A 13,006-nucleotide genomic window follows, 5' to 3' on the forward strand; every position below is an offset into this window, starting at 1 on the left:
AGCGAAGTCCTCGGATACGAAGACATCAGCGTCACCGCCAGCTTTTTCGACCTCGGCGGCCATTCGTTGCTAGCGACACGACTGATCAATGCGGTTCAGCGGCGCATGGAGATTGAAGTGTCAATCCGCCTGCTTTTCGAGCGTTCCGACATCCGCAGCGTGGCCGCATTGATCGATGCAGAACGGTTGCGCAAGAGCAATCGCGAAAGGGTGATGGAACAAAGCAACCATGTGGAAACGGAGTGGTGATATGACGATCCTGACCGTTGTCCGGACCTTGAACGAGCTTGGTATCTTCCCCTACCTGGAAGACGGCAAGCTCAAGACTCGCTCCGACGCCCCAATTTCCGATTCGGAAACCGTGGCGCTGATCCGCGCCCACCGCGATGAACTGATCGGCTTCCTGGCCGGAACAGAGGGAGAGATCAGGCAAACGACGCCGATCGTGCCGATTGCCGACCGTGCAGCGCCTACGCCGCTGTCCTTCGCCCAGCAGCGGCTATGGTTCATCCATCAGCTTGAGGGGGGAAGTTCCCAGTACAACATCAATATCAATCTGGTGCTGCGCGGTGCGCTGGACATGGAGGCGCTGCGCCGCACGATCGACACGATCGTCGCCAGACACGAAACCCTGCGCACCCGCTTCATCCAGGACGACAAAGGCGAGGTCTTGCAATTACCCGCTGCCGCAGGCCCGGTACCGGTGCCCCTGGTGGAGCTGGATGCCTTGCCAGAACAGGCACGCTGGGAGGCGGTAGCCGAACACAGTCGCGCCGAGTCAGCATGCAGTTTCGACCTCGGCGATCCGCTACTGCTGCGAGTGATGGTGCTGCGCGTGAGCAGCGACGAATATGTGGTGCTGTTCGTAACCCACCACATTGCATCCGACGGCTGGTCGAAAGATGTGCTGGTTGATGAATTCTGCCGACTGTATGCCGCCTTTCATGCTCATGGCGAGAATCCGCTGCCGCCACTGCCGATCCAGTACCGGGATTACGCCGCATGGCAGCGCGAGAAATTGACAGGACAAGCGCTGGAGACGCAACTGTCGTGGTGGATGGCGCGGCTAGCTGGACTGCCTCCGGTGCATGCGTTGCCGCTGTCGTGGCCAAGGCCGGCGCAGCAGCGCTTCGAAGGTGGCATGCTGCGCATGCAGGTGCCGGAAGCGACCGTGCACCAAGCGCGCGCCTGGTGCATTACAAGAGGCATGACGCCTTTCGTGCTGATGCATGCCGCATTCGCGCTGCTGCTGGGGAGGATGGGCGGCGAATACGATGTGGCGGTAGGCACGCCCGTCTCCGGGCGCGTGCATCCGGACCTCGAACATCTGGTTGGCTTCTTCATCAACACGCTAGTGCTACGCACCCGCATCGATCCGGCGCAGGACTTCCACAGCTACGTCAACGCCAGCAAGCGCGACGTTCTTGACGCTTTCAGCCGGCAGACCATGCCGTTCGAGTTATTGGTCGACGCGATCAATCCCGAGCGCAGTCTCAGCTACAGCCCGCTGTTCCAACTATTGTTCTCTTACCACAGCGGCGTAGCGCGTGACATCGTCTTGCCGGATCTGCAAGTCGACTCACTGGAGCAGGCAGACAGCACCAACCAGTTCGACATGGAATTCAACGTCGCCGACGACGGCGACCGCATGCAACTGGGCATTTCCTACAACACGACACTGTTCGACGCAGGCATGATCGCGCAGCTGGCATCGAATTTCTGCGTGCTCCTCGCCGCGGGGCTGCAGACGCCTGGTTGCGCGGTGGCGGATCTGCCTTTGCTGGATGACGCCCAGCGCTTGCGCATGCTCGAGCGCAACCATACAGACGTGGTCCCGATGCACACCGGATGCGTCCACGCCTGCCTGTCCGCAATGGCCGCCGCCCGCCCCGATCTACCGGCGGTGGTCGCTGCCGACGGGGAACTGGATTTACTGACGCTGGAGTGCGTAGCCAACCGCCTTGCGCATTATCTAGTCGAACGCGGCGTGCGGCCGGGCGACCGGGTCGGCATCTGCCTGCGACGGTCGCTCGATCTGCCCGTGGCACTGCTCGCGGTGCTCAAGGCTGGCGGCGCCTACGTGCCGATGGCGCCGGAAACGCCCGAGAGCCGGCTGTTGCACATGATCGAGGACGCCAGCATCCAACTGGTGCTTACGCACTCGGAACTGTGGGACGCGCTGTACTTTGGCGACAGCGAGGCGATACCGATGGACCTAGTCGGGCCCATGCTGGAAGCGCAGCCTGAGAGCCCGCCCGATGTGCCGGTCGATGCGAACGCCGTCGCCTATGTCTTGTACACCTCAGGTTCGACCGGACAGCCCAAGGGCGTCGCGGTACCGCATCGTGCGCTGATGAACTATCTGGACTATGCCGCACGCCAGTACTTTAGTGGCGACATCGGCGGTGGCGTGGTCGCGACGCCGTTCGCATTCGACGCCACGGTGACGACCCTGATCGCACCATGGTTTGCCGGCTTGCCTAGCTGCCTGCTTGACGACGAGGCCGAGCTTTCCCTGGAGCAACTTCTGGAGTACGCGACGCGTTCGCAACCGATGCTCTTCAAGCTGACTCCGGCGCATCTGGACGCGCTTGCCCACCTGTCGCGGCAGCCGGTCTCGAATACACGCCACGTGCTGGTGGTCGGCGGCGAACAATTGGCGGTACGCGTGCTCGAGCGTTTCCGCGCGCGGGTGCTGCCGAACGCGGTCGTGGCGAACGAATACGGACCGACCGAGACGACTGTTGGCTGCAGCATCTTCCTTTCGCAACCGCACGAGGACATCGCAGGCACCGAGGCGGTACCGATCGGCCGCCCGATCCAGAACACCATGCTCTACGTGCTTGACGCGCACGGGCAACCGGTGCCGGATGGTGTCATTGGCGAGCTGTACATCGCTGGCGCTGGCGTCGCCGATGGCTATCTGAATCAGGATGCATTGACCTGTGCGACATTTGTGCCCAATCCGTTCTCCGGCGAGGGCCGGATGTACCGCAGCGGCGATATGGTGCGCTGGAGGCGCGACGGCGAACTGGAGTTCATCGGTCGCGCGGATGGCCAGGTCAAGCTCAACGGTTTTCGCATCGAGCCGGGCGAGATCGAGGCCAACTTGCTCGCACATGCCGCAGTGGAGAGCGCCTGCGTGATGGTGCATGCCGACAACGCGGGCACGAAGCGGCTTGTTGCCTATGTAGTGCCCAGCGAGGCGGGACCTGCCGGTGGGCAAGACGAAAGCGAGCTCGAGCGCTGGCGTTATCGATACGTCCATGATCTGCGCGCGGCTGCGCGCGGCAGCCTGCCGGACTACATGTTGCCGGCGGCCTATGTGCTGCTGGGCGCGCTGCCGCTGACAGCAAACGGAAAGGTGGACCGCACCGGGCTGCCCGCGCCGGTCGGCGAAGATTTCGAAAAAGAGGCCTTCGCCGCCGCGAGGACCTCGACTGAAATGGTCTTACTGGAGACCTGGCGACGTCTGCTTCAACTGGATACGATCGGTATCGACGACCACTTCTTCCGTATCGGCGGACATTCGTTACTGGCCACACGCGTGGTCGGCGAGATCGCCGAACGCTTGCGTCGGCGCGTGCCGGTACGCAGCATGTTCGAATATCCGACCGTGCGCGAATTGGCCGCGCACATCGATGCGCAATCGGATGCGGACTATCTGCCGATCGAACGTGTTCCGCATCACGGCGTCCTTCCGCTTTCTTACGGGCAACAGCGGCTCTGGTTCATCGACCAGTTCGGCGGTGGCAGCCGTCAGTACCATATCTCGTCGGCGTTACGCCTGACCGGCGCGCTCGACCGCGATGCCTTGCAAGGCGCGCTGGATGCAATCGTCGCTCGCCACGAAACGTTGCGCAGTCGGTTCGTGGCGGTCGCGGGAGTGGCTTCGCAGATCGTCGATCCTCCGATGCCGGTGCGGTTGCGTACGTTCGATCTAGCGAAGGTGCCGCAGGACTTGCGCGAGGCGCAGATGACGAAGCTTGTCGCCGACGAAGTTTCGGTGCCTTTCGACCTTGCGACCGACCCGATGCTGCGTGTGCTACTGGTGCGGATGGCCGAGGACGAGCATGTCTTGGGTCTGACCATGCACCACATTGCCTCGGACGGCTGGTCCACCGGGGTGCTGGTCCGCGACTTCGCCCGCTTGTATGCAGGACTGCGCAACGGCGCCAGCGTCGCCCTGCCGCCGCTGGCAATCCAATACGGCGACTTTGTGTATTGGCAGCGGCGTGTGCTGTCGCCGGAGGCATTGAGGCCCCAGCTGGCTTATTGGAAGCAACAGCTTGGCGATTTGCCCCGTGTTCACGGATTTCCGATGGATCGTGCGCGACCCTCGGTTCAGGACTACGCTGGTGCAGCGGTGGAGCGCCGGGTCAATGCGGTGCTGTCGCAGACACTGAATGAACTATGCATCCGTCAGAACGCCAGCATGTTCATGCTGCTGCGGGCCGCGTTTGCCTTGCTGATCTCGCGTTGGAGCGGAGAACACGACATCGCGATCGCCTCCCCGTCGGCGGGGCGCACCCGCCGCGAGCTGGAACCGTTGGTGGGCTTTTTCATCAACAGCCTGATCCTGCGCACCGACCTGTCCGGTAATGACTGCTTCCGTGGACTACTCGATCAAGTGCGGCGTTCCACGCTCGACGCGTTCGCACACCAAGCGGTGCCGTTCGACATGCTGGTCGATGAGCTCAAGCCCGAGCGCAGCCTCAATCATGCACCTTTGGCCCAGATCAGCTTCACATTGCACAATCTGGAGGACGCGCGGCTGGAATTGCCGGGGTTGGCGCTGTCGCACGTCGACGATGGCGATCCGGTGGCGCGCTTCGACATCGAATTGCACGTGTTCGAAATCGACGGAGAACTGCATACGCGCTGGATCTACGCCACCAGTCTGTTCGATGCCGGCAGCATCGAGCGCCTGGCCGACAGCTTTGCTGTATTGCTCGATAGCATTGCGCAGGCGCCGGACCAACCGGTCATGACGCTGCCGCTGCTGCCACCGCCAGACGTCGCGAACCTCGAAGCGTGGTCGGGGCCGGAAGTGGAAGCATTGCCCCCGGGTTGCGCGCACCACCTGTTCGAGGCTCACGCCGCACAGACTCCGCAGGCCCTGGCGGTAGCGTCGGAGGGCCAACGCCTTTGCTATGCGGAATTGAACACTGCTGCCAACCAAGTAGCGCATTGGCTGCGGGGGCAGGGCGTGGGCCGTGGCCACCAAGTCGGCCTATGCGTAGAACGTTCGCCAGAAATGCTGGTCGGATTGCTCGGCATCCTCAAGGCTGGTGCCGCCTACGTACCAATGGATCCCGCCTATCCGCAGGAGCGGCTAGAAGCGATGCTGAGCACTGCTGGCGTGGAACTGGTGCTGACTCAGCAATGCGTCCTTGAGACCTTGCCACTCCTCGGCGAGCGCACGGTGCTGCCACTGGATGGGCAGTTCCGTAAGCTGTTGCTCTCCGGCTGCAGCGGTGACAATCCGACCGCGGAGGAGGTCGATGTCGAAGCGGATGACGCGGCCTATACCATATTCACGTCCGGATCCACCGGCGTACCCAAGGGGGTTCTCATCGCCCATCGCGGCATGGTCAACCTTGCCGCCTACCAGCGGCAGGCGTTCGCTCTGGACACGGACAGCCGCGTGATGACCTTTGCTTCCATCTGCTTCGACGGCGCGGTCTTCGAGTGGCTGATGGCGCTAGCCAGCGGCGGCAGCCTGCATATCTGCCGCGACGACGACCGCAAGTCGGCTCAACGCTTGGCCGCGTTCTTGGTTTCCGAGCGGATCACCCACGGCTGGATCCCGCCGGCGCTGCTGGCGCAGGTGCCAATGGACCGCGACTACGCGCTGCGGGTGCTGATCGTTGCCGGCGAGGCCTGCGAGGAAGGTCTGGCATGGCGCTGGGCAGAGCGCTGCCACGTGGTGAATTCCTACGGGCCCTCCGAGGCTACCGTGGCCGCCACGCACGCCGATGTATTACCGGGCAGGCCGATCATGCTTGGCCGCGCGCTTCCTAATGTGGAACTACGGGTCGTCAACGCGGTCGGCCAGCCGCAACCGGTAGGGGTCGCGGGAGAACTGTGGCTCGGCGGTACGGGCTTGGCGATCGGCTATCTGGGGCTGCCCGCGCTGAGCGCCGAACGCTTCGTTCCGAATCCCGATGGCGAGGGCCGACTCTACCGCACCGGCGATCTCGTACGCTGGAACAGCGCTGGCGAGCTTCAGTTTCTCGGCCGTGTCGACGATCAGGTCAAGGTCCGCGGTTTTCGCATCGAGCTTGGCGAAGTCGAAACCCATCTGCTTGCGCACTTCAGTGTGCGCGAAGCGGTGGCAGTGGTGCGGGAGGACACCGGCGATCCCCGCCTCGCGGCGTACGTGGTCTGCGACCAGGACATCGGCAGCGACGAGGAGGCGCTGCTGGCCAGGACATTGCGTGAGCACATGAAGGCACGCGTACCGGATTACATGGTGCCGTCGGCCTTCGTGCTGCTGACCGCCATCCCGCTGACCAGCAACGGCAAGGTCGATAAGCGACGGCTACCAAAGCCCGATTACGAGGCGCAACAGGTCTACGTGGCACCAAGCGGTGAGGTCGAGATCCGTCTGGCAGAGATTTGGCAGCAGGTGCTGCGCGTCGAGCAGATCGGCGTAAACGACAACTTCTTCGAGATCGGTGGAGATTCGATCCTGTCGATCCAGGTTGTGTCTCGCGCCAAGCAGGCCGGTATCGCAATCACCACCAAGCAGCTCTTTAAGGCACAGAGCGTGGCCGAACTCGCCAAGCTGGCGGCTACAAATGACGTGTCGCTGGTGAGCGCGCCGCAGGAGTCTGTACAGGGCGACTTGCCGCTGCTGCCCATCCATCGCCTGTTCCTGGACGCCGAATCGCGCGATCCCCAGCATTACAACCAAGCCGTGTTGTTGATGACGCCACGGGATCATGCGATGGACGTCTTGCCGACCGTGGTGGAGGCGTTGTATCGCCGCCACGACGCGCTGCGCCTACGCTTCCGCCAAGAGGCGGGCCAGTGGCGGGCAGCGCATTCGCCGCTGGATGCCGTAATGATCGCCGACAGCTGCATCGTCGAGCCGCTGCCCGAGGCTGGCGCCGATTTTGAGGAGCGCCTTGCAGCGCGATGCACACATTGGCAACGCGCATTCGATCTCGCCGCTGGTCCACTGCTGCGCGCAGTGCATTTCCAGTCGCACGACATCCGCCCGGGACGACTGCTCCTGATCGTGCATCACATCGTCGTCGACGGTGTGTCGTGGCGCATCCTCCTTTCCGATCTCGAACGAGCCTATGAGCAATGCCGTGCCGGACAAGCCGTCATGCTCGATGCTAAGACGTCGTCGTTCCAGCAGTGGAGCGAGGCGATGTCGCACTACGCGACATCGCAGGCGCTGCATGCCGAGCGCGGATTCTGGCTGAGCCAAGCCAAGGTTGCGGCACCGCTGTTGCCTGTAGACCGCCGCATCGACGGTTTCGGTCAGATCGCTAGCACCCGTACGCTAGCGATCGGGCTGGATGAAGAACACACGCAAGCCCTGCTGCAGCATTGCAACGCGGCCTACCGCACCCGAATCAACGAGCTGCTGTTGGCCGGCGTCTATCTGGGCATGCGCGCCTGGACAGGGGAGACCACGTTGCGCATCCGTCTGGAAGGCCACGGTCGCGAGTCCTTGTTCGACCATCTTGACACCACCTCGACGGTGGGCTGGTTCACCAGTGTCTATCCACTGACTCTGAGCGTGCTGCAGACGGAGATTGGTGCCACGATCAAGGTGATCAAGGAGCAGTATCGGGCCATTCCGAACAATGGCATTGGCTATGGCGCACTTCGCTATCTCGCACGCGACGCGGAATTGACTGCCTCCGACACGCATGTGCCCGAGCTTGAGTTCAACTATCTCGGCCAGTTTGACAATGTATTGAACCATGACACCGTATTCCAGCCTGCGATCGAAAGCGTCGGCGAGAAGATCTCCGGCCGCCGCTGCCGCATGCACCAGATCGGCTTGTCCGGAAAGGTATTCGGCGGATGCCTGAGCTTCGTGCTGGACTACAGCGACCAACAGTACGACGAGGCCACCATGCAGCGGCTAGCCGACTTGATCTCGGCAGGCTGGACGCGCGTGATCGCCCATTGCCTGCGGAGCGACGCTTCCGGTTTTACTCCCTCCGATTTTCCGTTGGCCAGCGTCGGTCAGGATCGGCTCGATGCCTGGAACAGGCGCTACCCATCGCTCACACGGCTCTATCCGGCTACGCCGATGCAGGCTGGGTTGCACTTCGAGAGCCAGATCGACCCGTCGACCTATGTAGTACAAACGTCGTTGACGTTCCACGGCGTACTGGACGCAGCCGCGTTTCGCCGCGCTTGGCAGGGCGTGGTAAACCGCCATGACATCCTGCGTACCGCTCTGGTTGATGACGAGGAGACGTTGTACCAGGCGGTGTCCGCGCAGGCCGAGCTGCCATGGCACGAAGAGGACTGGCGATCGCTTCCGATACGTGAGCGGGAGGCGCGGTTGGAGGCCTACCACCTGCGCGACCGCGAGCAGGGACTGGATTTCGAGCAAGCACCGCTGATGCGCGTGGCGATGTTCCGCGTGGCTGACGACTGCACGCACGTCCTGTGGACGACCCACCATGCGATCGTCGATGGCTGGAGCAGCCCGTTGATCCAGCGCGATGTGATCGCCTTGTACAGGGCCGAAGTGGCGGGCTATGCGGCTGCGCTGCCCAATCCGCAACCCTATGAGCGCTACATTGAGTGGCTGCAGCATCAGGACGATGCGTCCGCACGTATGCATTGGCAAGCGATGCTGGGCGAGGTCGAGGTGCGCGCGCCGCTCTCGGCGCTCCGCCATGATCTCGATGGTGACCCCGCTCCACGCGAGTACCTGCTTGAACTCGGTCAGCCCGAGACCGCTGCATTGCATCGTCTCGCGCAGCGCTGCAGAGTCACGCCCAACACGGTCGTCCAGTGGGCCTGGGCGTATTTGCTGCATCGCTACAGTGGCGCTGCACAGGTGGTGTTCGGCGCCACCATCTCCGGCCGCAGCCCGGAGGTTGCCGGCATCGAGGAGATGGTCGGCCTATTCATCAACACGGTGCCGGTGTCGGTCGCATTCTCGCCGGGCCTAGCCCTGGCTGATGCGTTGCACACCCTGCAGCACGATTTCCAAGCTTGCAGCGACCACGGCCATCTGCCGTTGGCGGATATCCAGCGCCTGTCGGGGGTGCCGGCGGGCATGCCGTTGTTCGACAGCCTGCTGGTGTTCGAGAACCTCGCGATCAATGTCGGGGCAGAGGCAGAGGCGATGAGTCCAGCGCTGCAAGTGGAGTTTTCCGCGAGTCAGCGCCGCACGCAGTACACCATGACCCTGATCGCCACGTTGGACGAGCGCTTGCGCGTGCGCATGGGCTACCGCGCCGACCAGCTCGACGATGCAACCGTGACGCGTCTGGCAGGACACTTCGCGTCGGTGCTTTCCTCGCTGCCGGCGCTAGCGTCCGATTCCACGGCGGCGCCCTCGTTGCTGGATGCACAGGAGCGTCGCTTACTAACGGCATGGCAAGCACCCGTGCGTGCATACGCTCAGAACGCGACTATCCACGGGCTCTTCGAAGCCCGCGCGGATCGCCATCCCGATGCCGTCGCGCTGATCCATGGCGAGCAGCAGATGCGTTACGGAGAACTGGAGCGCAGTGCCAACCGTGTAGCGCAGGATCTGGCGTCGCACGGCATCGGACGCGGCCAGGCGGTTGCGCTTTTCGTGGACCGCAGCCCGAGCTATGTGGTTGGCTTGCTTGGCATCCTCAAGTCCGGCGCCGCCTATCTGCCTATCGACATCGACGCTCCGGCCGCACGCATCGCGGCGATGCTGCGCGGCAGCGATGTGCGCTGCGTGCTGACGCTGCCTGCGCTGACGGGCGACAGTGTGCTCGACGGAATCGAGGTGATGCTGCTCGACTCGGAACCGGCGTCTTCGGATCGACCCGCGGGACGCTTGGACGCAGGAGTGGATATCGACGATCTCGCCTTCGTCATGCATACCTCCGGGTCAACTGGCGAGCCGAAGGGCGTGCAGTTGAGCCATCGCACCATCGTCAACCTGATGGCATCGATGGCGGCGCGCTATCCATCACTCGCGGAGCCATCGCCGAGCCTGCAGTTTGCCTCGATCGGTTTTGATATGTCGCTCTACGAGGTGGCCGGCGCCTTGTTCAGTGGCGGCCCGTTGGTACTGCTCGGGGATGACGATCGTCTCGACACGCGGCGGTTGCTGGAAACCATGCGCAGCGAACGTGTTGCGCGCGCATACCTGCCCACGGCGATGATCGAGCATTTCGCGCAGACTGCGCTTGAGGTCGGAATCGAGCTGCCTGATCTGAAGTGGCTGCAGGTTGCAGGTGAGCAGCTGGTTGTCTCGAACGCGCTGCGTGTCTGGGCTACTCGCAGCGGCTGCAGGCTGCTCAACCTGTATGGTCCCACCGAGAGCCATGTGGTCAGCGAGCATGCGCTCGACGGCAATCCCGCTGCCTGGCCGTCGCTGCCGCCGATCGGCCTGCCAATCGACAACGTCGTGCTTCAGATTGTAGATGCTGCGGGACAACCGGCGCCGATTGGCGTGGTGGGCGAACTCTATATCGGTGGCGATGGTCTTGCCCGCGGCTATGTCGGCCGCGCCGATCTGACCGCCGAGCGCTTCGTCACGCTGCCGATCGATGACGGTCAGGTCCGGCGCTTTTATCGCAGCGGCGATCTTGCGCGCTGGCGCGCCGATGGTCGCATCCAGTACATGGGCCGCGCCGATCGGCAGGTTAAGGTGCGCGGCTTCCGCATCGAGCCAGCCGAGATCGAAGCGCGACTTTGCGACCACCCCAGCGTATCCAACGCGCTGGTGATCCCGGTCGGTGACGGCGCAGATCGCCGGCTTGTGGCTTATGTTGCCGTAGGCGATGCGGAGCAAGCCACGTTGGTGGCGGAAGTGCGTGCACTTCTGCAATGTCATCTTCCGCACTTCATGATGCCATCTGCCTTTATGGTGGTGCCTGTGCTGCCGTTGACGGCTAATGGCAAGGTGGATCGTCGTGCATTGCCGGTGCCCGAGGGGATCGCAGACCAGGCCCGTGTAGAGCCTGCGACCGACACGGAGCGCCGGCTTGCTGCGATCTGGGAGCAGTTGCTCGGCGTGCAGGCGGTCGGTGCGACGGATCGGTTCTTCGAACTGGGCGGACATTCTCTGCTGGCAATGCGAATGCTGTCGAAGGTGGCGTTGGAGTTCGGCTTCACCCTGAAGATCAAGGATGTATTCGCCTACCAGAGCGTGGCGCTGCTAGCGCAGCTGATTGATGCCCTGACCGCTGGTCTGGCCGATGCGAGTGCGAACGAACCCGAGCGCGATGACGAAGCGCTCGAAGAAACGGAGTGGTGACACGGATGGGTATCGCTGAACTATTGCACCTCTTGCGCGAGAACAGGATCGCCATTTCGGCGACGGATGGGCGGCTCAAGACGGCAGCGCCAAAGGGGGCAATCACCGCCGAACTCGCCGAACTGATCCGCAATCATCGCGTGCAGTTGCTCGAGTTCGTGGAGCGCGCGGCCGAGCAGAACGGCCCCGCTGAGAGGATTGAGCCAGCACCCGCGCTGGACGCCTATCCGCTGTCCTTTCCGCAGCAGCGACTTTGGTTCATCGATCGCTTGCAGGGCGGAAGCGCCGAGTACAACATTCCGGTCGCTCTGCGCATGACGGGGCAGTTGGACGTCGGCGCGCTGCAGCGCGCCCTGGACACCGTCGTGGTCCGCCATGCGGTATTGCGCACCCGTTTCGAGGAACGCGCTGGCCAACCCCTGCAGGTGATTGACCCGCCTCGCGGTCTCGCTATCGCGATGCTTGATCTTTCGCTGCTGGATTCCGAACAGCGCGAGCGTCGCATCCATGCACTGGCCGAGGAGGAAGTCGATCGCAGCTTCCTGCTCGATACCGATCCGATGCTGCGTTGCGTCCTCATCCATGAGGCGAGTGATCGCCACGTCGTATTGTTCACCATGCATCACATCGCCAGCGACGGCTGGTCGATGGGAGTGCTGGTTCGCGAGTTTGCCGCGTTGTATGCGGCCTACCGCGACGGCGGCGAGCACGAGTTGCCGCCGCTTCCGGTTCAGTACGTCGATTACGCCTACTGGCAGCGCCGCGTGCGCGGTGAAGCCGCTTTCGAGCGGGACCTGGAGTATTGGCGGCGCCGCTTGGCGGGTGCGCCAGCGCTACATGCATTGCCGTTGGACCGGCCGCGCCCGACGCAGCAGAGTTCCTCCGCGCAGCGCCTGTCGGCCAGGATCGCACCCGCCGAGGCAGCGGCGCTCCGTGGGCTGGCGCGGCATTGCGATGCAACCTTGTTTATGGTGCTGCAGACGGCGCTGGCGCTGCTGGTCGCACGTTGGAGTGGAACCCACGACGTCGTGATCGGCACGCCTGTGTCGGGGCGTCCGTATCAGCAAGTCGAGCCGTTGATCGGCTTCTTTATCAACACCATCGCATGCCGCATCGACGTTTCCGGTGACCCCACGGGCGAGGCGTTGATCGGGCGCGTGCGAAACGCAGTGTTGGAGGATTTCACCCATCAGCAGTTGCCTTTCGACCTATTGATTGACGCGCTCAGGCCGGAGCGCAGCCTTGCCCACAATCCGATCTGTCAGATCAAGTTGGTGCTGCAGAACCACCAGAGCACGGCGCTGGACCTGCCGGGACTGACGCTGGAGCCGGTTGCGCGCGGTTTGGAGCGCGTGCGTTTCGACCTCGATCTTACCGTCAGTGAATCCGAGGAGAGCCTGCATCTGAGTTGGACTTGGAAAGAAGACTTGTTCGACCGCAGCAGCATCGAGCGTATGGCGCACGCCTATGCTGGAGTACTGCGGCAGATCGCCGAACGCCCGGAATCGCAGGTATCGATGCTGTCCTGGCAGGATGCGCCCGCGCAGGCGCAGG

The 13,006-nt window shown here is 63.3% G+C and carries 3 protein-coding genes; all 3 read left to right on the plus strand.

The features are described from left to right. Positions 1 to 249 (plus strand): phosphopantetheine-binding protein (locus AC1KVG_RS21475; protein ID WP_481095763.1); only part of this gene is annotated, 249 nt, incomplete at its 5' end. Between the two features lies 1 nt (position 250). Continuing rightward, positions 251 to 11,452, plus strand: coding sequence for an amino acid adenylation domain-containing protein (locus AC1KVG_RS21480; protein ID WP_481095764.1), 11,202 nt, complete (start codon positions 251 to 253; stop codon positions 11,450 to 11,452). A 5-nt stretch (positions 11,453 to 11,457) separates the two neighbouring features. Further along, a partial coding sequence (locus tag AC1KVG_RS21485; protein WP_481095765.1) for a condensation domain-containing protein occupies positions 11,458 to 13,006 on the plus strand: 1,549 nt, incomplete at its 3' end.

The sequence above is a fragment of the Xanthomonas sp. NCPPB 3959 genome, assembly GCF_056675575.1.

What these genes read in the sequence shown, in the direction of transcription:
- AC1KVG_RS21480 (WP_481095764.1), top strand. Translation starts at nt 251, where the DNA reads ATGACGATCCTGACCGTTGTCCGGACCTTGAACGAGCTTGGTATCTTC.